Source organism: Limnobacter parvus (genome assembly GCF_024623725.1).
Lineage (GTDB): Bacteria > Pseudomonadota > Gammaproteobacteria > Burkholderiales > Burkholderiaceae_B > Limnobacter > Limnobacter parvus.
Genome location: NZ_JANKHG010000027.1, coordinates 90,574 through 113,954, shown reverse-complemented (window position 1 = coordinate 113,954; position 23,381 = coordinate 90,574). Strand labels below are relative to the sequence as shown.

The 23,381-nt window shown below is 52.3% G+C and carries 22 protein-coding genes; 11 read left to right on the top strand and 11 right to left on the bottom strand.

Translation table 11 applies throughout. The annotated features are described in order from the left end of the window. The 4 genes from NSP04_RS14220 to trhO form a co-directional block, all read right to left on the bottom strand. Positions 1-1,281 carry an acetyl-CoA C-acetyltransferase gene (locus tag NSP04_RS14220; protein ID WP_257513012.1) on the bottom strand — a complete coding sequence of 427 codons (1,281 nt, stop codon included), beginning with the start codon at positions 1,279-1,281 and terminating at the stop codon, positions 1-3. 57 nt (positions 1,282-1,338) lie between these two features. Beyond that, positions 1,339-2,766 carry a 3-oxoacyl-ACP reductase gene (locus NSP04_RS14215; protein ID WP_257513011.1) on the bottom strand — a complete coding sequence of 476 codons (1,428 nt, stop codon included), beginning with the start codon at positions 2,764-2,766 and terminating at the stop codon, positions 1,339-1,341. A gap of 127 nt (positions 2,767-2,893) precedes the next feature. Next, complete coding sequence (locus NSP04_RS14210; protein WP_257513010.1) at positions 2,894-3,571, bottom strand: glutathione S-transferase; 678 nt, start codon at positions 3,569-3,571, stop codon at positions 2,894-2,896. Between the two features lie 5 nt (positions 3,572-3,576). Continuing rightward, positions 3,577-4,557 carry an oxygen-dependent tRNA uridine(34) hydroxylase TrhO gene (gene trhO, locus NSP04_RS14205; RefSeq protein WP_257513009.1) on the bottom strand — a complete coding sequence of 327 codons (981 nt, stop codon included), beginning with the start codon at positions 4,555-4,557 and terminating at the stop codon, positions 3,577-3,579. A gap of 166 nt (positions 4,558-4,723) precedes the next feature. On the opposite strand from trhO, the gene NSP04_RS14200 reads away from it, so the two are divergent. Beyond that, complete coding sequence (locus NSP04_RS14200; protein ID WP_257513008.1) at positions 4,724-6,019, top strand: hemolysin family protein; 1,296 nt, start codon at positions 4,724-4,726, stop codon at positions 6,017-6,019. Positions 6,020-6,029: 10 nt separating this feature from the next. Here the strand turns inward: NSP04_RS14200 and ispH are convergent, their stop codons facing one another. Both ispH and NSP04_RS14190 read right to left on the bottom strand, forming a co-directional pair. Further along, positions 6,030-6,959: a 4-hydroxy-3-methylbut-2-enyl diphosphate reductase gene (ispH, locus tag NSP04_RS14195; RefSeq protein WP_257513007.1), complete on the bottom strand. Its 930-nt coding sequence runs from the start codon at positions 6,957-6,959 to the stop codon at positions 6,030-6,032. 7 nt (positions 6,960-6,966) lie between these two features. Then, positions 6,967-7,431 carry an FKBP-type peptidyl-prolyl cis-trans isomerase gene (locus NSP04_RS14190; RefSeq protein WP_257513006.1) on the bottom strand — a complete coding sequence of 155 codons (465 nt, stop codon included), beginning with the start codon at positions 7,429-7,431 and terminating at the stop codon, positions 6,967-6,969. A gap of 136 nt (positions 7,432-7,567) precedes the next feature. On the opposite strand from NSP04_RS14190, the gene radC reads away from it, so the two are divergent. From radC to rpmG, 3 genes are all read left to right on the top strand, one after another. After that, positions 7,568-8,251: a RadC family protein gene (gene radC / locus NSP04_RS14185; RefSeq protein WP_257513005.1), complete on the top strand. Its 684-nt coding sequence runs from the start codon at positions 7,568-7,570 to the stop codon at positions 8,249-8,251. 136 nt (positions 8,252-8,387) lie between these two features. Further along, complete coding sequence (gene rpmB / locus NSP04_RS14180) at positions 8,388-8,621, top strand: 50S ribosomal protein L28 (protein WP_008253404.1); 234 nt, start codon at positions 8,388-8,390, stop codon at positions 8,619-8,621. Between the two features lie 13 nt (positions 8,622-8,634). Further along, positions 8,635-8,802, top strand: a complete 168-nt coding sequence (gene rpmG, locus NSP04_RS14175) for a 50S ribosomal protein L33 (protein WP_008253405.1) — start codon at positions 8,635-8,637, stop codon at positions 8,800-8,802. 605 nt (positions 8,803-9,407) lie between these two features. On the opposite strand, the gene NSP04_RS14170 is transcribed toward rpmG, so the two are convergent. The 3 genes from NSP04_RS14170 to purN form a co-directional block, all read right to left on the bottom strand. Beyond that, on the bottom strand, positions 9,408-10,601 hold the full coding sequence (locus NSP04_RS14170) for a DesA family fatty acid desaturase (protein WP_257513157.1): 1,194 nt from the start codon (positions 10,599-10,601) through the stop codon (positions 9,408-9,410). A 132-nt stretch (positions 10,602-10,733) separates the two neighbouring features. Then, positions 10,734-12,080, bottom strand: a complete 1,347-nt coding sequence (locus NSP04_RS14165) for an RsmB/NOP family class I SAM-dependent RNA methyltransferase (RefSeq protein WP_257513004.1) — start codon at positions 12,078-12,080, stop codon at positions 10,734-10,736. 14 nt (positions 12,081-12,094) lie between these two features. After that, positions 12,095-12,736 carry a phosphoribosylglycinamide formyltransferase gene (gene purN / locus NSP04_RS14160; protein WP_257513003.1) on the bottom strand — a complete coding sequence of 214 codons (642 nt, stop codon included), beginning with the start codon at positions 12,734-12,736 and terminating at the stop codon, positions 12,095-12,097. Positions 12,737-12,839: 103 nt separating this feature from the next. Between purN and NSP04_RS14155 the strand changes: the two genes are divergently transcribed. The 6 genes from NSP04_RS14155 to NSP04_RS14130 all read left to right on the top strand — a co-directional run bounded on the left by NSP04_RS14155 (position 12,840) and on the right by NSP04_RS14130 (position 20,099). Next, positions 12,840-13,796, top strand: a complete 957-nt coding sequence (locus tag NSP04_RS14155) for a bifunctional riboflavin kinase/FAD synthetase (protein WP_257513002.1) — start codon at positions 12,840-12,842, stop codon at positions 13,794-13,796. A gap of 6 nt (positions 13,797-13,802) precedes the next feature. Further along, positions 13,803-16,598 carry an isoleucine--tRNA ligase gene (gene ileS / locus NSP04_RS14150; protein WP_257513001.1) on the top strand — a complete coding sequence of 932 codons (2,796 nt, stop codon included), beginning with the start codon at positions 13,803-13,805 and terminating at the stop codon, positions 16,596-16,598. Beyond that, entirely contained in the window at positions 16,591-17,127 is a 537-nt protein-coding gene (lspA, locus tag NSP04_RS14145) for a signal peptidase II (RefSeq protein ID WP_257513000.1), read from the top strand. The genes ileS and lspA overlap by 8 nt, the downstream gene beginning before the upstream one ends. 11 nt (positions 17,128-17,138) lie before the next feature. Next, complete coding sequence (gene coaBC, locus NSP04_RS14140) at positions 17,139-18,383, top strand: bifunctional phosphopantothenoylcysteine decarboxylase/phosphopantothenate--cysteine ligase CoaBC (RefSeq protein WP_257512999.1); 1,245 nt, start codon at positions 17,139-17,141, stop codon at positions 18,381-18,383. Between the two features lie 14 nt (positions 18,384-18,397). Further along, complete coding sequence (gene dut, locus NSP04_RS14135) at positions 18,398-18,850, top strand: dUTP diphosphatase (RefSeq protein WP_306815383.1); 453 nt, start codon at positions 18,398-18,400, stop codon at positions 18,848-18,850. 82 nt (positions 18,851-18,932) lie between these two features. Next, complete coding sequence (locus NSP04_RS14130; RefSeq protein WP_257512998.1) at positions 18,933-20,099, top strand: GGDEF domain-containing protein; 1,167 nt, start codon at positions 18,933-18,935, stop codon at positions 20,097-20,099. A gap of 26 nt (positions 20,100-20,125) precedes the next feature. On the opposite strand, the gene clpA is transcribed toward NSP04_RS14130, so the two are convergent. Both clpA and clpS read right to left on the bottom strand, forming a co-directional pair. Then, entirely contained in the window at positions 20,126-22,450 is a 2,325-nt protein-coding gene (gene clpA / locus NSP04_RS14125; RefSeq protein ID WP_257512997.1) for an ATP-dependent Clp protease ATP-binding subunit ClpA, read from the bottom strand. Next, a complete protein-coding gene (gene clpS, locus NSP04_RS14120; protein ID WP_257513155.1) occupies positions 22,447-22,755 on the bottom strand; it encodes an ATP-dependent Clp protease adapter ClpS in 309 nt (102 codons plus the stop codon). The genes clpA and clpS overlap by 4 nt, the downstream gene beginning before the upstream one ends. A gap of 361 nt (positions 22,756-23,116) precedes the next feature. Here clpS and NSP04_RS14115 point away from each other — a divergent pair, with 361 nt between their 5' ends. After that, positions 23,117-23,338 (top strand): cold-shock protein, encoded by a 222-nt coding sequence (locus NSP04_RS14115; RefSeq protein ID WP_008252332.1) that lies wholly within the window; start codon positions 23,117-23,119, stop codon positions 23,336-23,338. The last annotated feature ends 43 nt before the right edge of the window (positions 23,339-23,381 follow it).

Genomic DNA, 23,381 nt, shown 5'->3' with positions numbered 1-23,381 from the left:
TCACTTCTCGATAATTGCAGTTACACCGATACCACCGGCTGCACAAATAGAGATCAAGCCCTTGCCGCTGCCTTTTTCGTTCAGCAGCTTGGCCAGTGTGGCAATAATTCGGCCACCGGTGGCGGCGAATGGGTGGCCCACGGCCAATGAACCACCTTTCACGTTCAGCTTGCTGCGGTCAATGGAGCCCAAAGGTGCGTCCAAACCGAGTTTTTCCTTGCAGAACTTGGGGTCTTCCCAAGACTTCAATGTACACAAAACCTGCGCGGCAAATGCTTCGTGAATTTCATAGAAGTCAAAATCCTGCAGCTTCACGCCAGCTTTTTTCAGCATGCGTGGCACGGCATAAGCTGGGGCCATCAACAAGCCTTCTTTGCCAGACACAAAATCAACACCAATTGTCTCGCTGAATGTCAGGTAAGCCAACGGCTGAATGCCACGTGCCTTGGCCCAGTCTTCGGAAGCCAGCAACACAGCAGAAGCTCCGTCTGTCAGTGGTGTGGAATTACCGGCAGTCATTGTGCCCTTGCCGCTTTTGCGATCAAATGCGGGCTTCAATCCTTGCAGACGCTCTACAGAGGAATCAGCACGCAGGTTGTTGTCGCGGGTCAAGCCGTTGAATGGCACCACCAGGTCATCAAAAAAGCCTTCTTCGTAGGCTTTGGCAGCTTTCAAGTGGCTGCTCACGGCCAGTTCGTCCTGCTCTTCACGAGAAATATTCCAGGTTTGCGCCATCACTTCGCAATGCGCACCCATGCTCATCTTTGTGCGTGGTTCCGCGTTGGCTGGTGGCAGTGGTGCCAGGTGCTTGGGGCGAATTTTCAACAAGGCGGCCAGCTTGCCTTTGGTGTCGCGGGCGCGGTTGGCTTCCAGCAGAATTTTGCGCAGGCCTTCGCTGACTGCAATCGGCGCATCGGTGGTGGTGTCCACACCACCGGCCATGCCCACTTCAATTTGACCCAATGCAATCTTGTTGGCCACAACAATCGCTGCTTCCAGACCGGTACCACAAGCCTGTTGAATATCGAAAGCGGGCGTCATTGGGCTTAGGCCAGAACCCAACACAGATTCACGACACAGCGAAAAATCACGGCTGTGCTTAACCACAGCACCGGCAACCACGTCGCCCAGTTCTTCACCGTGCAACTGGAATTTGTCGACCACTCCGCGGAATGCTGCAGTCAGCATGTCCTGATTGGATTTGCCAATGTAGGCTGTGTTTGAACGTGCAAATGGAATGCGTGAACCGCCAATAATGGCAACGCGACGACCGTGTTTCATAGAATTTTCTCCAGATAATTTTTTAGTTGCAGGCGGCGAATTTAGTGAATGAATAAATTACGCGCCCACCAGGTTTTGTCCGCACACACGCAAGGTGGCACCGTTTACACCAACAGCCAATGGGCTGGCCATGAAGGTCACTGCCTCGGCAATGTCCACTGGCAAACCGCCCTGCGACAGGCTGGACAAACGACGGGCCACTTCACGGGTTACCACGGGAATAGCAGCCGTCATTTGAGTTTCGATAAAGCCTGGTGCAATCGCATTAATCGAAATGCCCTTGCCTTCCAGTTGCTTGGCAATGGCATCCACGTAACCAATTACAGCGCTCTTTGTAGCGGCGTAGTTTGTTTGGCCAGCATTGCCAGCAATGCCGCCAATGGATGAAATACACACAATGCGCGCATTTGCGCCAAACGCATCGCCGGCCAACAATTGTTCATTGCAGCGAACAATCGCGCCCAGGTTCACGTCCAGCACCATGTCCCACAAGTGGGCAGCCATGTTGCGCATCATTTTGTCGCGGGTAATACCGGCGTTGTGCACAATAATGTCGATCTTGCCACCCTTGCTAGCGGCGACGGCGGCCAGCTTCTTGCCAGCGTCAGCATCAGTAATGTCCAGCGGGCATGCAATGCCGCCAAGGCTGCTCATGGTGGCACCCAGGGTGCTTTCATCGGCTGGGCGATCCACACCAATTACAGTGGCGCCTTCACGGGCCAGCACCTCAGCAATCGCTGCGCCAATGCCGCGGGCTGCGCCGGTCACCACAGCCAGCTTGCCTGTCAATGGCTTCTCGGAAAACGCAGCAACCTTCACGCCTTTCGGTGCGCCAACTACAGGCAACACCTGGCCAGTTACAAACGCTGAATGCGGGCTCAGGAAAAAGCGCAGTGCGCCTTCAATGCCGTTTTCCGCGCCGGTTTTCACTTGAATCAGATTGGCAGTGGTGCCGTTCTTGCCGCTTTCTTTCGCAAGACTGCGAATAAAACCGGGCAATGAAGATTGAGCTGTTTCAGCCAATGCATCTTTGCAATCACCACGTGGGCGACCAATCACCACAATGCGGCTGTTCGATGGCACTTTGCGCAAGCGTGGGTTGAAGAAGTCGTACAACAAACGCAGGTCAGCCACATTGGCTGCACTTGTTACGTCGAGTACATACACATTTTCAGGCACGCCGTTGTCAGCCTGGGAAATACTCACTTCCAGCTTGGCCTTGACTGCGGCTTGCTTGATGCCATCCAGACCCGCCAGGTCGGCCGACACCTTGATTGATGCTCCCATGGCATTCAGTGCCTTCACCACCGCCGTGGCCACCGGGCCAAAAGCGCTGGCACCAACCAATGCATTGGCGTTGCTCAGCGCTTTTTCAGCGTAGCCCGCTTTCGCGCGTTTTAATTGGGGAGGCACGGGCAAGCCCAGTGCGGCAGCAATTTGTTTACCAGTCGAGGTATGAACAAATTCAAGAATTTTGTCGGCCATGAGTCTCGTCCTTCTTATAGTGGAAATGTCTGTTTTAAGCGCTAAGCATAGCCCAGCCAGACAATGTTACTGTTGCGTAACTTGCGAGTGTATCTAAAGTTGACTCGAAAAGCGTAGAGGGTCGTCTCTAACCTGGAAAGGTGAATGGTGCGTCGCCGGGTTGCCAAGGGCTGAACTTCACCATGGCTTGTTCAAGCAAGGGCGACTGTAAAAAAGCTGTCAACCACAGCTTCAAAGCAGCGTAGCCAGGCACTGTATCAAACCACACTTCATCAGCAATTCGAAACTGGCGCACAAAAGGAAGAATGGCGTAGTCAGCAAAGCTGGGTTGGCTGCCAAACAGGAAAGGCCCCTGTTGCTCGAGCACCGAATTCCACTGCACCAGAATTTTTTCACAGGCTGCGCGGTGTTCAAGCGGGTCGCAGGTGTAAGTTTCGGTGTGATACCTGTGGGGATATTTATAACGATCCAGGTTGCGCTTGAATTCACCATCCAGCAACGCAATCCATTCATCGCACTGTTGCTGCTGCTCTGCGTTCAGCACCAACCAGTCGGCCGGTAAACTCTGGTTCACCGCCCATTGCATCACATCCAGGCTTTCATCGATCACCGTGCCATCCCGCAACCACAACACAGGCACCGTGCCCTTGGGTGAAATTTCCAGCATGTGCGCAGGTTTGGCCCGCAACACCAGTTCGCGCACCTCCACTTTCAAGCCCGCAGCAACAATGGCCAAGCGCGCGCGCATGGCGTAGGGGCAACGGCGAAAAGTGTAAAGCACTGGCAGGCCAAGCTGGTGTTCCAACTCAGTTACTCCGCATGCGTTTCTTTGATCGGCATTTTGCGGCCAATGTGCTTTTCATTGCGCAACTTGGCCAACTGAATCTGTTTTTGACGCTCGCCAAAACGCTGCTTCTGATCTTCAGTCAGCGAATCGTAACAATGGGGGCAACCGACACCCTGGATGTACTTTTCGCTTTGCTTTTCTTCATCCGTAATTGGCATGCGGCAAGCGTGGCAAAGGTCATAGTGACCCACTTGCAAACCATGGGTTACCGACACGCGCTGGTCAAACACAAAGCACTCGCCTTTCCATAGGCTTTGTTCTTCAGGCACTTCTTCCAGATATTTCAGAATGCCACCTTCAAGGTGATACACCTCGTCAAAGCCTTGCTCCAGCATGTAGGCCGTGGATTTCTCGCAGCGAATACCGCCGGTACAAAACATCGCGATTTTCTTCGGGCGTTTTTCCGGGGGCAGGCTCTTCAGATTCTTCTCAACCCACTCTGGAAACTCGCGGAATGTGGTGGTGGCCGGGTCCACTGCCCCTTCAAAAGTACCAATCGCGTATTCATAGTTATTGCGCGTGTCGATCACCAAAGTGTCGGGGTCTTGAATCAGTGCATTCCAGTCCGAAGGCTTCACGTAACGGCCCACCAAGCGGTTGGGGTCGATGCCATCTTTGCCCATGGTCACAATTTCACGCTTTAACTTGACCTTCATTCGCGTGAATGCCTGTTCCGGCGCAATTGAATACTTGGGGGATAAATCAGCAAGGCGTACATCGGCCCACAGAAAATTCATTAAAGCCACAATACCGGCACGCGGTGCGCTCACCGTGCCATTAATGCCTTCCTTGGCCAACAAAAGGGTGCCAAGCACCGCATTTTCGGTGCACACCGCCTCAAGCCTGGGCTTGATGTCCTCGAAATCAGGCAGGCTCACGAATTTGTACAGCGCTGCGACCACAATTTGTTCAGATTGTGGAATGGTGTTTTCGGTCATTGCCATGGCATTTCTTTCAAAAAAAGTTTTTTATTAATTCAGCGTAGCCCGTTATTGTAACCGAGCGCCCCGCTTTGCCCAATTCAGCAGAAAACCCCAAGCGCTTCGGGCTTTGGTAAACTACGCACTATGCTGCATTGGCGGTAAGCACCTCACAAAAAGAATTTTCAACATGAATGCCTTCTGGATATTGGTCCTCCTGATTTTGATTTCCGGTTTTTTCGCTCTGTCGGAAATGGCGCTTGCCTCAAGCAGAAAGTCCAAACTTCAAGCGATGGCCGATGCAGGCAACCCAAAAGCAAGCATCGCCTTGCAAATCATGGACAACCCCAGCCGTCTGCTGGCCGCCACGCAAACAGGCATTACAGCAGCCGCACTGTTGATGGGCATTTATGGTGAATCGGCGCTTACAGCCACTTTTCAGCACTACATCGACCTGTATTTGCCGGCTTTAACTGAATGGGCAAATGTCATTTCCTTTGCAGTCACTATTGCATTGGTGACAGGCTTCTCAATTATTTTCGGCGAAATCGTGCCCAAACGCCTGGCCATTGCCAACCCGGAAAAAGTGGCGGCGTTTTGTGCGCCCTTCATGTCGATATTCCTGAAAGTGCTCAGCCCGGCAATTGTGTTGTTGTCCAAAGGTTCCGACCTGGTGCTCAGCTTTATTCCCTTCAAAGCCGCCCCGGCAGTCAGCACCATTGAAGAAATTCAGGCCTTCCTCGATGAGGGTGCAAAAACCGGCATGCTTGCCCCTGAAGAACGCCATTTGATGAGCAACGTGCTGCGGCTTGAAGACCGTCGCCTGGCCTCGGTCATGACCCCGGTCAGCGACATTGCCTACCTGGATTTACACGCCCCGCGCGAAGATAATCTGCGGCTTTTGCGTGAAGCGCCCCACTCCATGCTGCCGATCTGCAAGGGCAGTTTGCAACAGGTCATTGGCGTGGCGGAAAGTCACGACATCCTTCAAGCGGCCATGGAAGGCGACATTGATTTCGCTGAAATTCCCCTGCAAAACGCTTTGTTCGTACCCGCATCTTTAACGCTGGTGGATTTGCTGCGCACCTTCCGGCAACAGAAAAAAACCTTCGCTTTTGTGGTCAGCGAATTCGGCATGACTGAAGGCATTGTAACCATCGATGACGTGCTTTCAAGCGTCGTCGGCGACATGATGCCACTGATGGACACCCCTGAGGAATCGCTTGCAGTAAAGCGTGAAGACGGTTCTTGGCTGCTCGATGGCCTGCTACCGATCGATGAGATGAAAATCAAGCTGGGCATTCGCGACCTGCCGCAAGAAGACCTGGGCAACTTTCACACCGTGGGTGGATTTGTGTTGGCATCGCTTGGGCGCATTCCAAAGAAAACCGAGAAATTTGACTGGAATGACTGGCGATTTGAAGTGGTGGATGTGGACAGGAACAGGGTGGACCAAGTGCTGGCCACCCCGAAAACAAGCACCTGACTTTGGGGATTCAAACCCGGGGATTTAGTCCTTTTGGCATCGGGAAGGCAATGTTTTCTTCCACACCCTCGAGATTGCGCACAGACAAAGCGCCCCATTCCTTCAGGCGCTTCACGACCCCCTGAACCAAATGTTCCGGCGCGGACGCACCCGCTGTTAAGCCGATGTGTTTTACGCCCTCAAACCATTCCTGTTGCAAGCAATCTGAATTTTCAATCAGCTTGGCGGGTACGCCCAACTTCTCGGCCACCTCGCGCAGTCTGTTGGAGTTCGAGCTACTGGGGCTTCCAACAACCAACACCAAATCCACTTGGCGTGCCATGAATTTCACCGCATCTTGACGGTTCTGTGTGGCATAACAAATGTCAGCTTTTTTGGGTTCACGAATGTCCGGAAACTTTGCCTTCAGCGCTGCAATCACGCGTGAAGCATCGTCTACGCTCAACGTAGTCTGCGTGACATAAGCCAACGGCGTACCCGCTGCGATACTTAACTTTTCCACATCGGCTTCAGTTTCAACCAAATAAATTCCGTCTTTCACCTGCCCCATGGTGCCTTCCACCTCGGGGTGGCCTGTGTGGCCAATCATGATGATCTCGCAGCCCTGCGCACGCATTTTGCTGACTTCCACATGCACTTTGGTTACAAGCGGGCAAGTGGCATCAAACACTTTCAACCCCAATCCTTCCGCCTGCACACGCACGTCTTGCGACACACCGTGCGCGGAAAATACCACGGTCGAACCTGTGGGCACGTCTTCCAGCTCATCTACAAAAATTGCACCTTTGGCGCGCAAATCTTCAACAACAGTTTTGTTGTGCACAATTTCGTGTTTTACATAAATTGGCGAGCCAAACTGTTGCAAAGCACGCTCAACAATTTCAATTGCACGGTCCACTCCGGCGCAAAAGCCACGTGGTTGAGCCAAACTAATTTCCATACTCACCTCACAGTACCCCGATCAATTGCACTTCAAAGGTTAGCGCCTTGCCGGCCAAGGGGTGATTGAAGTCGAACAAAATGTCGTCTTCACGTTCCTGAACCACCGTGCCGGCAAACTGGCCACCATCAGGTGCGGGGAAGTGTACAAACTCACCGGGCTCAAAGGTTGTGCCTTCCTCTGCATACTTTGACAACAACGCCTTGGACACTGGCCGGTATAAATCGGGGTTGCTGTCACCATAACCACTGCCCGCAGGCAAAGTGAAAATGTCGCGCTGCCCCGCCTGCATGCCAAAAAGGCAACGTTCCAGCCCTTCAGCCAACTGCCCCGCACCAATGGAGAGAGTGGCGGGCTTGTCCTCGAAAGTGGACACAATCACTTGCTGGCTTTCAGCCAAGCGAATGCGGTAATGCAAGGTGACGAATGAAGATTCGTTCACCACGGGCTTGGGCTGTACTGCGTCGGTCATGTCAACATCCTGAAATCATTTCAAAAACGCCTCTATTCTACGCCTTTGGCAACCCCACCGCAGCCACGCACCCGCCAGCTTACCAAAGGAACTAGTGGCCAATGCCTACCACTTAGTAGCTTTCAGACTGAACCACATGAGCATACAAAGCTGGCCCAAACACGACCGCCCCCGCGAGCGGCTTATCAAGCAAGGCCCGCAAGCGCTTTCCGATGCTGAGCTGCTGGCCATTTTTCTGCGCACAGGCTTGCCCGGCAAAAGCGCGGTCGACTTGGCCCGCGAAATGATTACTCAGTTCGGCGGCTTGCAAAACCTGAACAGAGTGTCGCTTGCCGAATGGGTTCAAATTCGCGGCCTTGGTGAGGCGAAATATGCGCAACTGCGTGCCTGCCTGGAAATGGCCAAACGCTGCCTAAGCCATGAACTTCAAGAAACGCCCAACTTGCTGGGTACGCCTGACCTGTTCGAACAATTTGTACGTGCTCAAATCGGCCTAAGCGATGTAGAAAACTTCATGGCAATTGCACTCGATAGCCAATTGAAGGTGCTGGACCACAAAATACTGTCCAGCGGCACCGTGAACAAAACCGCCGTATTTCCACGCGAAGTGCTTAAATTTGCCATTCAAACCAATGCGCCGCGCATGATGGTGGCCCACAACCACCCCAGTGATTGCTGCAGACCCAGCAGCGCAGACGACCGCCTTACCCGCGAGTTATATGCCGCCCTGGCATTGGTTGATATAGAATTGGTCGACCATCTGGTGGTTGGCCCAAGCAACGGTTATTCATACCGGCTGAACAATCGCCCACCTTTTTGATATTTTCCGCAAAAAGGGCTGGGCAAACGTGTCCTTATTGGTTATAATCTTGGACTTCGCCGCAAATCCATGGCTTTTGGTTTCACGCCGTGTGGTTTTGCAGATACACTAATTTGCTGAATTTTTTGGGGTCATCATGGCTCGCGTATGTCAAGTAACGGGTAAGCGCCCGATGGTTGGAAACAAAGTTTCTCATGCCAACAACAAAACAAAACGTCGTTTCCTGCCTAACTTGCAGTCACGCAAGTTCTGGGTTGAAAGCGAAAACCGCTGGGTTCGCCTGCGTCTAACTAATAACGCCCTGCGCACAATCGACAAGAACGGCATTGATGCTGTTTTGGCCGATCTACGTGCACGTGGCGAAATCTAAGCAGGAGTAAATCATGGCTAAAGGTGGTCGCGAAAAAATCAAACTCGAGTCTTCTGCTGGTACAGGTCATTTCTACACAACGACCAAGAACAAGCGTACGAAGCCCGAGAAAATTGAAATCATGAAATACGATCCAGTGGTTCGTAAGCATGTGTCATACAAGGAAACCAAGCTGAAGTAACTTGCTTGCTTTCGCTGTTTCTACAGAAACCCGCTACTGAGATTCAGAGCGGGTTTTTTGTTGTGCATTCGTGAAAAAGTTGCATTGTTGGTTCGTTAATGGGCATGTGCGAGGTCTTATGCCCTCCCCCCGCCTGAAAGCCTGAAAACCCCCTTTTTGTTGAATTCCCTGACCTAAGCGCACCCGCTACAAAAGCAGGCGGGCTGCGCTTTCGGCTTTGCCGAACGGACAGAAAATACAACAAACGGGCAGGCTATCTTAAAGGCGGAGAGACAGCAAACCGAACCTCGCAGATGCCCTGAGGTGCCAGTGGTACGCGATTTCGCGAATGCCGCTGAAGGGTAGAGCTGAAGGTTTGCAGAGCATCGCATCATTTTGCCGATTCAAGATCAAGTCGCCCGGTTTGATTCGCAGCGAGGGGCGACCTGCAAGGTCGATGCGAAGACGCATTCGCGTTTCGCATACCCTGAGCCAGAATCAACAACGGGGAATTCGACTTGATCAAGGCAAAATGATGTGACGCGCTGCAAAGCCACCAAAATCCCATCAATAAAAAAGCCGCTGATTTTCACCAGCGGCTTTCTTAAACTAACGCTTCGCAACTATCAGGCCGCGTAGCGACGAATGCGAATTGACATGTCTTCCAGCCAGCGAATGCCGCTTTGCTCAGCGCGCTCGCACCAGGCTTGCAACTGCACCAGCATTTGCTCGCGACTCAAATTGGTTTTTTCCCAAATCTGGCGAAGCTCCGCACGCATTTCGACCAAGGTGTTAATCACTTTGGATTGCGCACACAATTGAGCCAATTCAGCACGCTGCACATCACACAGCTTGCTTTCATCGATCGACAACAACTTGGTGCCTTTCGCCAGCACTTTGCGCTCTTGGGCATTGGCTGCCTTTTGCTTCAAAGCTGCCACTTCAGAGCGGAAAGCCTTGCGCATGGAGCTGGCATAACGGGCCATCACATCGTAACGGTGATTCACCACCGCCTGAACGGTCACCAAACTCAGCGCCGGCTTGCTTTCCGAAGAAAACTTGGGCGACTCAGCCACTTTCTTCACCTTGGCCAAACCAAGGAGACTGAAAATCTTGATGTACATCCAGCCAATATCGAATTCATACCACTTGTTGCTCAACTTGGCAGAAGTGGCGTGGGTGTGGTGATTGTTGTGCAACTCTTCACCGCCAATCAAAATACCGAATGGGGAAATGTTGCGGCTAGCATCGGGGCAATCAAAGTTGCGGTAACCCCAATAGTGACCAATGCCATTGATTACACCTGCGGCCAGCACTGGAATCCACAGCATTTGAATGGCCCAAATGCTTACTCCTGGAAAGCCAAACAAAATGAAACTGAGTACCAAGGTAAAGGCAACGCCTTGCCATGGAAAGCGCTCGTAAACTTGAAATTCGAGGTAGTCGCTGGGTGTGCCATGGCTGTACTTGGCGAGTGTTTCCTGGTTCTTCGATTCTGCACGATACAACTCTGCACCGCGCCAGAATACAGTTTTCAAGCCACGGGTTTGAGGGCTGTGGGGATCATCGGGTGTTTCGCACTTGGCGTGGTGTTTGCGGTGAATTGCAGCCCAGGCGCGAGTACTCATGCCGGTGGTTAACCACAACCAGGCGCGGAAAAAATGCGCCAACGCTGGGTGCACTTCCAAAGCCCGGTGGGCTTGGCAACGATGCAAATAAACAGTTACAGCCACAATCGTAATGTGGGTCACAATCAGGGTATAAATCACCATTTGGCCAACACTTGCGCCGGTAATTCCTGAGGTCAAAAATTCAATCATATTCACAAACTCTCAACAGGTCGTATTTCTAAGGTTACGGCCATCTCAATTTGCTTCTGAAGGAGCCGTATCATATTTTCAGTGTACAAGTGTACTTTCAAAGTCGGAACACATTTGGAATTTATATTCAGTTCAGGCTTTGGAACGTTGTAACACTGCTGCAAAAAAGCCATCGGATTCACCATCTTCAGGCCACAATCGAAGCATGTCGTCAGTCGTGTTCGCCTTCACAGGCCGTTCACCAGGATTCAACACTTCAGTCCAGCGGCGAAGCCGGAATTCCGGGTTGCTTTCCAGGAACGCATTGACAATGTCTTCATTTTCATCGCGAAGAACACTGCATGTGATGTAAACAAGCCGACCATCGGGCTTTACCAGCTTAGCTGCATGCTCGATGATGGATTTTTGCTTCGCGGTCAATTCTGACAGACTCTGCAAGCTCTGTCTAAATTTTAGATCCGGGTTACGCCTTAAGGTTCCCATGCCGCTGCAGGGCACATCGGTCACAACACGGTCGGCCTTGCCGAAATACTTGTTCAGGCGTGGGTCGGCTTCGTCGTTGATCACCATGGTGTAAAAGTTGCTCAAACCCGAACGGGCTGCACGGGGCTTGAATTTCACCAAACGCTTTTCTGAAGTATCCAGCGCCACAATGCGGCCTGTGTTCTTCATTTGTGCACCAATGGCCAGGGTTTTACCACCAGCGCCTGCGCAAAAATCAATGACCAAATCACCACGGCGCGGTGCAACCAAGCGGCTAACCCACTGGCTGCCGGCGTCTTGCACCTCAAAATAGCCTTCTTGAAACACCTCAGTTTTGCCCACAATCGGCTTGCCCACTGCGCGCAACCCTTCCGGCAAACCTTCAATCGGGTTTACTTGAATACCCATATTGGTCAGGGCTGCCAGCAAGTCGGTGGTGCTGGCCTTCACAGTATTCACGCGCAAATCAAGTGGTGCAGCGCTAAGCACAGCCTGTGAAAACGTTTCGGCACGGGCTTGACCGAATTGCTCAGCCAGTTTGGTGTAAAACCACTCGGGCAGGCAGGTTCGCGCCTCAACACCCAAATCATCGGCTGAAATATTGATGACCCTGCTTAACCACTCATTGTCAGCCTGCTTGCCAGCTGACCAAATTTGTTCTGGCGCACCCGACCACAGCAAAGCCAGTTTGGCTTGGCGAACCACTGAAGGGCCTTCGCCCGACTGCGCCAAGTGATTGATTCTGTAACGGTAGCGCAACCAGCAATACACCGCTTCGGCCACCATGGGGCGGTCGCGACCGCCCAACTCTGGGTGATCTTTGAAAAATCGGGAAATTGCAGCATCGGCAGGGCCTTCAAACTGCGCCAACAAATCAATTAACTGCGCCACAGTGCTGACCAGGCCATATCGGGACTGCGCGCCCTGGCGCTCTACCTTGCTTTCGCGGCGGGTATTGGGTTTGCGAAATGGGGTTTTTTTAGTTGACCCGACCATATTGGATTTCCTGATTATTGAATTGCATGAACCAAAGGCAAGGTCAAAGTCCCTTCCAGCCTTCCGTCCACAGTTTTAATTCGCCCACTGGCCAAGGCAGACAAGGCCCGGGGATAAATTTGATGCTCCAGTTCCAGCACGCGTGCTGCCAAAGTTTCAGGCGTATCGCCGGGCAAAACCCGCAACATGGCTTGGTCCACAATTGGACCATGGTCCAGCTCAGGGGTAACCAGGTGCACAGTTACACCATGCACCCGCACGCCAGCATCCAAAGCCTGTTGATGGGTTTTCAGGCCCGGAAACGCTGGCAAAAGCGAGGGGTGAATATTCACCAAGCGCCCCAAATAGCGATTCACGAAGCCTTCAGTCAACACCCGCATAAAACCGGCCAGCACCACCCAGTTCGGCTGATACTGCTCGATCAGCCCAGCCAGCGCAGCGTCAAACGCTTCACGACTGTCGTATTCAGTGTGGTCCAGAATGGCAGTGTCAATTCCTGCCGCTTGCGCCAAAGCCAAGCCAGCCGCACTTGGGCGGTTGGAAATGACTGCACGAATTTGGTAGACCCCGGTCTGTTTGGCGTGATCGATCAGGGCATTCAAGTTTGAACCCCGCCCCGAGATCAAAATGACGACGGAAGGTGTGGAATTTTGCATGGCGCGAGTTTATCACTGTGCGGGCGAAAAAGCCTTAATTTTAACGATTCAGGCCTTATAATGACCGGTTGTTTTGCAACCACTACGAGCCGACCATCTCGGTATGAAAATCATTCGCCGCCCCCGGCCACACACATTTGCCAAGGGCACTGCGCTCACCATTGGAAATTTCGACGGCGTTCATTCCGGCCATGCCGAATTGTTCCGCAGGGTGGTGTCCGCTGCGCGTGCGAAGAGCCTGGTGCCCACCGTGGTCACACTGCACCCGCACCCCAAAGAGTTTTTTAACCCTGAGTTCAAGCTCGACAGAATTTCCACGCTGCGCGACCGCATCATCGAGATGAAAGGCTGCGGCATTGAACAGGTGTGCATTCTGCCCTTCAACAAACACATGGCAAGCCTAAGTCCTGAAGCGTTCGTACAGGAAGTGCTACTAGACCAACTGAATGCCAAACAGATTTGGGTGGGGGACGACTTTCGTTTTGGCGCCAAGCGCGCAGGCGACTTTGCACTGCTGAGTGCCCTTGGCGATTCACATGGTTTTGTGGTCAACGACCTGGCTGAAGTTCAAAGCGACGGCAGCCGTGTTTCCAGCTCAAGTATTCGCGAAGCCCTGAAAGCAGGCGACGTACCCAAAGCCACGCACATGCTGGGTCATCCCTTGGTGTATTCGGGGCACATTGTGCACGGCAAAAAACTGGGCCGTACTTTGGGCTTTCCCACCATGAACCTGAAAATCGCCGGTCGAGCCAGTGCGCTGACTGGCATTTTGGCCGTGTGGGTTCATGGCATTGAAGAATGTCCACTGCCCGCAGTGGCCAGCATGGGCGTACGCCCCACTGTTGAGCAATCCGATCAAATTTTGCTGGAAACTTTCATTCCAGAATGGCAAGGCAATGCCTACGGCAAGCTGTTGCGCATTGAGGTGCTGGCGCACATTCGCCCGGAACAACACTTTGATTCGCTCGACGCCATGGTGGTACAAATGCACCAGGACACCAAAAAGGCAATGGCACTGCTTGCCGCCAATCAACCCCAGATTTCAAATACAGGCTGTTAACCCAAGATGGATTACAAGAACACGCTAAACCTGCCCGACACCCCCTTCCCCATGCGCGGCAACCTGCCCGCCCGGGAACCAAATTGGGTTGAGAAATGGTGCAAAGAAGATTTGTACAAAGCGATTCGCCAATCCAAAGCTGGCAAGCCCAAATTTGTGCTGCACGATGGCCCACCGTATGCGAATGGCGACATTCACATTGGCCACGCAGTGAACAAAATTCTGAAAGACATCATTGTGAAATGCCGCTGCCTGGCAGGTTACGATGCGCGTTACGTCCCCGGTTGGGACTGCCACGGCATGCCGATTGAAATTCAGATCGAAAAACTGCACGGCAAAGGCAAACCCACGCTGGAAGTTCAGGAAAAAAGCCGCGCCTATGCCGCAGAGCAAATTGAACGCCAGAAACAGGATTTTATCCGCCTGGGTGTACTGGCCGATTGGGACAATCCTTACAAAACCATGAACTTTGGCAACGAAGCCGACGAGCTTCGCGCTTTGGGCAAAATCATGGAAAAAGGCTATGTATTCCGTGGCTTGAAGCCGGTGAACTGGTGCTTTGATTGTGGATCGGCACTGGCCGAAGCGGAAGTGGAATACAAAGACAAGCAAGACATCGCTGTAGATGTTGGTTTTGCATTCAACGAAGCCACACTGGACAAACTGGCCACAGCGTTCAACGTGCCCTTGGCCACATTGCAGGCCAAACCCGGCCAACTGGTGATCTGGACCACAACCCCATGGACCCTGCCTGCCAACCAGGCGCTGAACATGCACCCGGAACTGGTGTACAGCCTGGTGGATGTCGGCAGCAAATATCTGCTGTTGGCGCAGGAACGCGTAAAGCCCTGCCTTGAAAGCTATGAACTGCAAGGCACTGAAGTGGCAAGCACCAAGGGTGCAACCCTGCAGGGCATTGCGTTTCATCACCCCTTCTACGACCGCTTAAGCCCGGTGTATTTGGCTGACTATGTAAGCACCGAGACGGGCACCGGCATTGTGCATTGCTCGCCTGCCTACGGCGTGGACGACTTTTTGACCAGCAAAGCCCATGGCATGAAAGACGCCGACATCATCAACCCGGTGATGGGCAACGGCGTGTATGCTGATTCCCTGCCCTTCTTTGGTGGCCAGCACATCTGGAAGGCCAACCCGCTGATTGTCGACAAAATGATTGAAGTGGGTGCGTTAATCAAACAAGTGAAGTTCGGGCACAGCTACATGCATTGCTGGCGCCACAAAACACCGATTATTTATCGCGCCACGTCGCAGTGGTTTGCGGGCATGGATGTAAAGCCGAACGATGGTTCCGGCAGCCTGCGTGAAAAAGCACTGGCTGGCGTAGAAGCCACTGAATTTTTCCCGGCATGGGGCAAGGCCCGCTTGCATGCAATGATCGCCAATCGCCCAGACTGGACCCTGTCGCGTCAGCGCCAATGGGGCGTACCGATGGCATTTTTGGTGCATCGTGAAACGGGCGAGCTACACCCCCGCATGCCCGAACTGATTGAAACCATTGCCCAACTGATTGAGAAAAACGGCATTGAAGCATGGCAGCATGTGTCGGTTGAAGAACTGATCGGAGACGAAGCACGCGATTACATCAAGAACCCTGACACGCTTGATGTGTGGTTTGATTCCGGCACCACTCACGAAACGGTTTTACGGGGTAGCCACGCCAATGAAAGCCACTTCCCTGCGGATCTGTATCTGGAAGGCTCAGACCAACACCGCGGCTGGTTTCATTCATCATTGCTGACCAGCTGCATGATCAACGGCGTGCCGCCATACAAAGCCTTACTGACCCACGGTTTCGTGGTGGATGGTCAAGGCCGCAAGATGAGCAAGTCGGTGGGCAATGTCATTGCGCCCCAACAGGTTTCCGACAAAATGGGCGCTGAAATTTTGCGCCTGTGGGTTGCCAGCACCGATTATTCGGGTGAACTCACCATTTCCGATGAAATCTTGAAGCGCGTGGTGGAAAGCTACCGCCGCATTCGCAACACTTTGCGCTTTTTACTGGCCAATATTTCCGATTTCGACTTTGCAACTGAAGCTGTTCCCACTGCGGACCTTACAGAAGTCGACCAGTACGCCCTGACCCTCATCAGCAAGCTGCAACGCGAGTGCGAAGAACACTATTCGAAGTATGAATTTCACCCCATCGTCAGCAAGCTGCAAATTTTCTGCTCTGAAGATTTGGGATCGTTTTATCTGGATGTGCTGAAAGACCGCCTGTACACCACTGGCGAAAACTCAGAAGCACGCCGAAGCGCACAAACCACGCTGTACCACATCACCCATGCGCTGCTGCGCTTGATGGCGCCCATCCTTAGCTTCACCGCCGAAGAAGCACGTGAGGTCATGGGAAATGTGGAAGCTTCAATTTTCTGCAATGAGTTTTACAAAGTGCCCGAAGTGAACAATGCCCAGGCATTGGACAGCAAATGGACTGGCTTGTTGGCGCTGCGCGCACGTGTAGTGAAAGAACTTGAAAACCTTCGCACCGAGGGCAAGATTGGCTCATCACTTCAAGGCGCTGTTACCCTGCACCTGCCAGCAAATTTGCATGCTGCGGCAGCCAGTTTGGGCGATGACTTGAAGTTCCTCTTCATTGTTTCCAGCCTATCGATTGCACAAGCCGATGAAGAAAAGATCGAAGTGAGTATTGCGCAAGGTGAAAAATGCGAGCGTTGCTGGCATGTTCGACCCGACACAGGTGCCGACCCCGAACACCCTGGCGTGTGTGGTCGCTGTGTGAACAATTTGTTTGGTGAAGGTGAGGTACGAAATCATGTCTAAGGCGACCAACACTTTAAAAGCACCTCAGAAATCGATTCTGCCATGGATCGGTTTCTCACTGCTTTTGATCCTGATCGATCAAATCAGCAAGCTGTGGGTTCAAGCCCGCCTTGATCTTGGGGCAGTTGTTGAAGTGACCAGCTACTTCAATCTGGTCTACGTATTGAATCCGGGTGCCGCATTCAGCTTTCTGGCGGATCAGGCGGGCTGGCAAAGGCATTTTTTGTCAGGCGTGGCGGTGGTCGCATCCATCGTCATTCTGTTCATGATGCGTTCTTCCAGCCACAGAAAATTCGCCATGTTCTGCCTGGCCTGTATTCTGGGTGGGGCGATTGGCAACTTGATTGATCGTGTTGCCCACGGCGCAGTCATCGACTTTCTCGACTTCTACGTGCAAAACTATCACTGGCCCGCCTTCAATGTGGCGGACATTGCCATTACCCTGGGCGCAATCGGCTTGATTGTTGATGAGTTGTTCTTCAACAAAGAACACAAAGCGCCCAAGCCGGCCAAACCAGCCCACAAATAAGGTCGACAAACATGCGCCCAGTCGAATTGCCACAGCTTCCCGGTTTAAACAACCTGCGCGTGGTGTTGGGTGTGTGCGGCGGCATTGCTGCCTACAAGTCGGCTGAACTGGTTCGCCTGCTGATGAAACAGGGTTGTGATGTGCAAGTGGCGATGACGGAATCGGCCACGCAGTTCATTGCGCCGCTTACATTTCAGGCGCTTTCAGGCAAACCTGTGCATGTGTCGCAGTGGCCCACTGGCAATGCCGATCGCGGTATGCCGCACATTGACATCAGCCGACAGGCTGATTTTTTGCTGATTGCGCCTTGCACGGCAAATTCACTGGCCAAATATGCCCATGGTTTTGCAGACAACCTGCTCGACAATTTGGTGCTGGCGCGCAATTGCCCCATGGCGATAGCACCCGCCATGAATGTTGAAATGTGGAATGCCCCGGCCACACAACGCAACATTGCTCAACTGCAGGCAGACGGCATTTCCATTTTCGGCCCTGCGGCTGGCGAACAGGCTTGCGGCGAAGTAGGCAGCGGCCGCATGCTGGAACCATTCGAAGTTGTACTGGAACTGGCACGCGCAGTGAACCCGAAACCTTTGAACGGCAAGCAGGTGTTGTTGACAGCGGGCCCCACATTTGAAGCCATTGACCCGGTACGTGGTATCACCAACCGCTCTAGCGGCAAAATGGGTTACGCCCTCGCGCAGGCCGCTTGGTTAATGGGTGCAAATGTTAACCTGGTCAGCGGCCCAACCGCCCTGCCAGCACCCTATGGCGCACGCATGTTCAATGTTCAATCAGCCAGGCAAATGCATGCGGCGGTGTTCAACCAAATCGAGCAAATTGACCTGTTCCTTGGCGTGGCCGCTGTTGCAGACTACGGCATCAAAAATCCAAGCACGCAAAAGCAGAAAAAGCAGAATGCCGAGCCTGCTGGCCTGCACATGGAATTCGAATTGAACCCCGACATTTTGGCCGAGGTCGGCAAGCTGGCCAGTGAACGTAGTCAGCCATTAACCGTGGTCGGTTTTGCCGCTGAAACAGAAAATCTGGACGAGTATGCCCAACAGAAACTGATGAATAAAAAAGCGCATTTCATTGTCGGCAATTTGGCCCAAGATGCTCTGGGCGCTGACCTGACTGAACTCACTGTTTACAGCAAAACATCCAAGCCCGAACGCTTGGCCAAAATGAGCAAGCTTCAAGCAGCCCAAGCTTTACTCAGCTTTGTTTCAAAATACATTTCAACACACTCCTGAACACACTCAAACCCATGAAAATTCAAGTTGAACTGAAAGTACTCGACCCCCGCATGCAAGACCAACTGCCCGCCTATGGCACACCGGGAAGCGCCGGCATTGACCTACGCGCCTGCCTGAATGAGGCACTCACCTTGCAACCAGGCCAGGCTGAATTGGTGCCCACAGGGCTTTCCATGTACATCGGCGACCCGAATTATTGCGCCACCATCTTGCCGCGTTCTGGGCTTGGGCACAAAAAAGGCTTGGTGCTGGGCAACCTGATTGGCCTGATCGATTCAGACTACCAAGGCCCCCTAATGGTGTCGGCCTGGAACCGAAGCCAAACGCCAGTAACGATTGAGCCCATGGAACGAATTGCGCAACTGGTCGTGTTGCCAGTGGCCCATGCCGATTTCAAAGTAGTCAGCGATTTCACCCCCAGTGAACGCGGTGAAGGCGGTTTTGGCAGCACTGGCACACGGTAAGCGGCGCAGAATAAGTAAGCAATAGAAGGAACTAAGTCTCGAAGTTTGCCACTGAGTTGCATTGTGAGTGCAAAGGAAAGCAATGAACTCAGAGGCAAGCGAACCCGGTGTACAAAACACACCAGCCGACGAAAAACCACGCGCTGGTCTACGTACTCGCCTGCTGTCGACCATCAATCCTTTTTCCGAAAAAACCATTCGAGTTCTTTGGGTTGCGCTCTGCGCTTCGCTGGCTTGTGTGGCTGTGTTCAACTTTTATCAAACACAGCAAATCCAGCAAGACATGGTCAAACGCCGCTTGATGGAAGTGTCACTTCAAGACCTAATCGTTCAAAGCACCGCACTTCGCCACCTCGACAACGCCCGCAGCTACGAAACAAAACTTGGACTTGAAACCCGTGGCTATGGGTCTCCGCAAGAACTGATCAATCAACTTGCTGCCCGACTCGCCGTCATTGAAGCCATCAATGAACAACCTGAATTACTTGAACGCACCCAAGCACTTCGCCAACAGTTGGTTCGAATCGACAATGCAGCCAACAACAATCGTCAAATCAACTTTTCGGTTATGGACGAATGGTTTGTCGAACTCAGCTTGCTGAACACTGCCATCAAGCAAAACGCATCGGCCTCGGATGACAAAATGAAAACCCTGCAGCGCAACAACCTGATCCTGACCTTGATGGTGCTGTTCCTATCGGTTGGTTATGTAAGTTGGACAATGTGGCTTCAATCAAAAGTGCGCCAAAAATTTGCTGCAGAGCTGTTTTACCTGCGCAACCAAGCACGAACAGATTCACTCACTGGTCTTTTAAATCGCCGAGGCTGGCAAAACTCCACTGATTCCTATTTGCGAAAAATGCAGCGCCAAAGTCAACTACAGGGCAGCGTTGCGATCATCGACATTGATTACTTCAAGCAGTACAACGATACTTACGGCCACGAGGCTGGTGATGCTCGACTTCGCGAATTCGCTGAAACCTTGAAGGCAAATTTTCGGCCCGGCGACCTGATTGCAAGAATTGGGGGTGAAGAGTTTGCAGTGCTGCTGCCCAACTGCACATCGGAAGATGCCCAGCGAATCGTTGATCGGATTCGCATGGGCAGTCAAACTCAAGTTGGTTTTTCGGCTGGCATCTGTGATGTCGCACTAAACGAGGGTATCGAGCGCACCATGGCTATTGCTGACCAGGCGCTTTATCAGGCAAAAAACAAAGGCAGAAATAGAAGCTGCCTTGCCAAAGCTTGAATTATACGAGCATAGCCAAGCAATCGTTAATCGACTGCCACCTCTGAACCGCTTTCAGACTCCTGATTGGAATCACCCTCGTTGAAAGTCAGCGACACCTGATCTTTCTCAACATCGTGATCCACAGTTACCCTTCCGCCATTCACCAGCTTGCCGAACAACAGTTCGTCTGCCAGGGCTTTGCGAATGGTGTCCTGAATCAAGCGCTGCATGGGTCGCGCTCCCATCAATGGGTCGAAGCCTTTTTTGGCCAAGTGCTTGCGCAATTCGTCAGTGAAAACAGCGTCCACCTTCTTCTGGTGCAACTGCTCTTCAAGGTCCATCAAGAACTTGTCAACCACACGAAGAATGATTTCCTCATCAAGCGCACGGAATGAAATCACAGAATCCAGGCGGTTGCGGAATTCGGGGCTGAACATGCGCTTGATGTCTTCCATCTCGTCGCCTTGTACCTTCGATTCCATGAAGCCGATACCTCGTTTGGTCAAGGCCTCGGCTCCTGCGTTGGTAGTCATCACGATAATCACATTGCGGAAGTCGGCTTTGCGTCCGTTGTTGTCGGTCAACGTGCCGTTGTCCATCACCTGCAACAAAATATTAAACACATCGGGGTGAGCCTTCTCGATTTCGTCGAGCAGCAAAACACAGTGTGGCTTCTTGGTAATGGCCTCGGTCAACAAACCGCCCTGATCAAATCCAACATACCCTGGAGGCGCGCCAATCAGGCGCGACACAGCGTGGCGCTCCATGTACTCCGACATGTCGAATCGCAACATTTCAATGCCAAGAATGAATGCAAGTTGCTTGGCAACCTCAGTTTTACCTACACCCGTAGGGCCGCTGAACAGGAACGAACCAATCGGCTTGTCAGCCTTGCCCAAACCTGCACGCGACATTTTAATTGCATTGGCAAGTGCTTCAATCGCGGGGTCTTGCCCAAACACGGTGGCTTTCAAATCACGGTCAAGGGTTGCAAGCTTGTTCCGGTCATCGGTGTTCACAGACTGCGGCGGAATGCGTGCAATCTTCGACACGATGTCTTCAATGTCGCCCTTCGTAATGGTTTTGCGCTGTTTGCTTTTCGGCAATATGCGCTGTGCCGCACCGGCCTCATCAATCACGTCAATGGCCTTGTCGGGCAGGTGGCGATCATTGATGAATTTGGCCGACAGTTCCGCGGCTGCAGAAATTGCGGCGCTAGAATACTTCACGCCGTGGTGATCTTCAAACCGGCTCTTCAAGCCGCGCAGAATTTCAATGGTTTGTTCCACCGTGGGTTCCGACACATCAATTTTCTGGAACCGGCGGGACAAGGCATGATCTTTCTCGAAAATACCGCGGTATTCAGTAAAAGTGGTTGCGCCAATACACTTCAACTGGCCCGACGACAACGCAGGCTTCAGCAAATTAGAAGCATCTAGCGTGCCGCCCGAGGCGGAACCTGCGCCAATCAGCGTGTGAATCTCATCGATGAACAACACCGAGTCAGGATTGGCTTTCAACTGTTTCAATACAGCTTTCAGGCGTTGCTCAAAATCACCGCGGTATTTTGTACCGGCCAACAGGGCTCCCATGTCCAGCGAGTGCACTTGGGCATTGCCAAGAATTTCGGGCACGTCACCTTGAACAATTCTCCAGGCCAAGCCCTCGGCAATGGCCGTCTTACCCACGCCTGCCTCACCCACCAAAAGCGGGTTGTTTTTACGTCGGCGGCAAAGCACCTGAATAACACGTTCAACTTCCTGTTCGCGACCAATCAGCGGGTCAATTTTCCCTTCCTTGGCCAATGCATTCAAGTTCTGCGTGTACTGATCAAGAGGCGATTGCTTGTCGCTGGCAGCTTGGGTGGCCTCAGCCTCTTGCTCGGCATTCTCGCCTTGGGAATTTTCCGGCTTTGGGGCGGGCGCCTGGGGTGTTTTGGTGATGCCGTGGGAAATGTAGTTCACCACATCCAGACGCGTGATGCCTTGCTGGTGCAGGTAATACACCGCGTGAGAATCTTTTTCACCAAAGATCGCCACAAGCACGTTGGCGCCTGTCACCTCTTTCTTGCCATTGGAGGTACTTTGCACGTGCATAATGGCGCGCTGGATCACACGCTGGAAGCCTAAGGTTGGCTGAGTATCGACCTCATCCTGCCCTGAGACAACCGGTGTGTTGTCTTTAATGAAATTCTGAAGATTCTTTCGAATTTCTTCTACATCACAGGAACAGGATCGGAGCACCTCTGCCGCAGACGGGTTGTCCAATAGTGCCAATAGCAGGTGCTCTACTGTGATGAATTCATGCTTTTGCTGACGTGCGTCTACAAAAGCCATGTGCAAACTTACTTCCAATTCTTGCGCAATCATGTTTCCTCCATCACGCACTGCAGCGGGTGTTGATGCTGCTTTGCGAATCCGCTGACCAATTCGACCTTTGTCGAGGCGATGTCCTTGGGATAAACCCCACAGACCCCTTTGCCCTCTTTGTGCACTTTCAGCATGATCTGGGTGGCCTGTTCCCTTCCCTTTCCAAAAAACTTCTGCAAAACAATCACGACAAACTCCATAGGGGTGTAGTCATCGTTCAAGAGTACGACTTGATACATCGGAGGCAGCTTCGCTTTTTGCGTCTGCGACTCCAGCACTGTGGATGGATTGTTTTGCGAACTCATAACTTCATTGTAATCACTTCTAAGGGGCACGCAACAAGGATTAGAGAGCAATACACCGCCTTTATTCAAGGCTAAAAAAAATTTCTGAAAATTCAATCAGATCGCACCAAAAAATAATGGCGATGCGATCAACAATTCGGCGCTGACGATCGGTGATGTGAATGCCTTGCCTGCCTGAGTCACAAAGATGGGGACGGGTCTAAGAGAACACAAGGGGTAAACCCTGAAAAATGTATCTATTGTATGGTTGACCCCAAACCAAAGTAGCCAAAGAATAGTAACCAAGCTGGCTATGACTGGTGAGTTGTCGGAAAGTTCTTGCGTTCCGATCGAAGTATTGTTTTTTGAAGGAGGTTTCGCGATGGCGACCGGCACCGTAAAATGGTTCAATGATGCAAAGGGTTTTGGTTTTATCACTCCTGATCAAGGAAGCGATGAACTATTCGCCCATTTTTCAGCAATCCAGGCATCTGGATTTCGTACCCTCAAAGAAGGCCAGAAGGTTACCTTTGAAGTGGTAGACGGACCAAAAGGTAAGCAGGCTCAGAACATCTCTGTGATGGACGCAACCAGCGCCGCCTGACCAGCCAGATTGTCAGAACACCGAACAAGAAAAAAGCCGGCTT

Coding starts and splice junctions, on each gene's coding strand:
- NSP04_RS14220 (WP_257513012.1), bottom strand. CDS start 1,281: ATGAAACACGGTCGTCGCGTTGCCATTATTGGCGGTTCACGCATTCCA.
- NSP04_RS14215 (WP_257513011.1), bottom strand. CDS start 2,766: ATGGCCGACAAAATTCTTGAATTTGTTCATACCTCGACTGGTAAACAA.
- trhO (WP_257513009.1), bottom strand. CDS start 4,557: ATGGCAATGACCGAAAACACCATTCCACAATCTGAACAAATTGTGGTC.
- NSP04_RS14200 (WP_257513008.1), top strand. CDS start 4,724: ATGAATGCCTTCTGGATATTGGTCCTCCTGATTTTGATTTCCGGTTTT.
- ispH (WP_257513007.1), bottom strand. CDS start 6,959: ATGGAAATTAGTTTGGCTCAACCACGTGGCTTTTGCGCCGGAGTGGAC.
- NSP04_RS14190 (WP_257513006.1), bottom strand. CDS start 7,431: ATGACCGACGCAGTACAGCCCAAGCCCGTGGTGAACGAATCTTCATTC.
- radC (WP_257513005.1), top strand. CDS start 7,568: ATGAGCATACAAAGCTGGCCCAAACACGACCGCCCCCGCGAGCGGCTT.
- rpmB (WP_008253404.1), top strand. CDS start 8,388: ATGGCTCGCGTATGTCAAGTAACGGGTAAGCGCCCGATGGTTGGAAAC.
- rpmG (WP_008253405.1), top strand. CDS start 8,635: ATGGCTAAAGGTGGTCGCGAAAAAATCAAACTCGAGTCTTCTGCTGGT.
- NSP04_RS14170 (WP_257513157.1), bottom strand. CDS start 10,601: ATGATTGAATTTTTGACCTCAGGAATTACCGGCGCAAGTGTTGGCCAA.
- NSP04_RS14165 (WP_257513004.1), bottom strand. CDS start 12,080: ATGGTCGGGTCAACTAAAAAAACCCCATTTCGCAAACCCAATACCCGC.
- purN (WP_257513003.1), bottom strand. CDS start 12,736: ATGCAAAATTCCACACCTTCCGTCGTCATTTTGATCTCGGGGCGGGGT.
- NSP04_RS14155 (WP_257513002.1), top strand. CDS start 12,840: ATGAAAATCATTCGCCGCCCCCGGCCACACACATTTGCCAAGGGCACT.
- ileS (WP_257513001.1), top strand. CDS start 13,803: ATGGATTACAAGAACACGCTAAACCTGCCCGACACCCCCTTCCCCATG.
- lspA (WP_257513000.1), top strand. CDS start 16,591: ATGTCTAAGGCGACCAACACTTTAAAAGCACCTCAGAAATCGATTCTG.
- coaBC (WP_257512999.1), top strand. CDS start 17,139: ATGCGCCCAGTCGAATTGCCACAGCTTCCCGGTTTAAACAACCTGCGC.
- dut (WP_306815383.1), top strand. CDS start 18,398: ATGAAAATTCAAGTTGAACTGAAAGTACTCGACCCCCGCATGCAAGAC.
- NSP04_RS14130 (WP_257512998.1), top strand. CDS start 18,933: ATGAACTCAGAGGCAAGCGAACCCGGTGTACAAAACACACCAGCCGAC.
- clpA (WP_257512997.1), bottom strand. CDS start 22,450: ATGATTGCGCAAGAATTGGAAGTAAGTTTGCACATGGCTTTTGTAGAC.
- clpS (WP_257513155.1), bottom strand. CDS start 22,755: ATGAGTTCGCAAAACAATCCATCCACAGTGCTGGAGTCGCAGACGCAA.
- NSP04_RS14115 (WP_008252332.1), top strand. CDS start 23,117: ATGGCGACCGGCACCGTAAAATGGTTCAATGATGCAAAGGGTTTTGGT.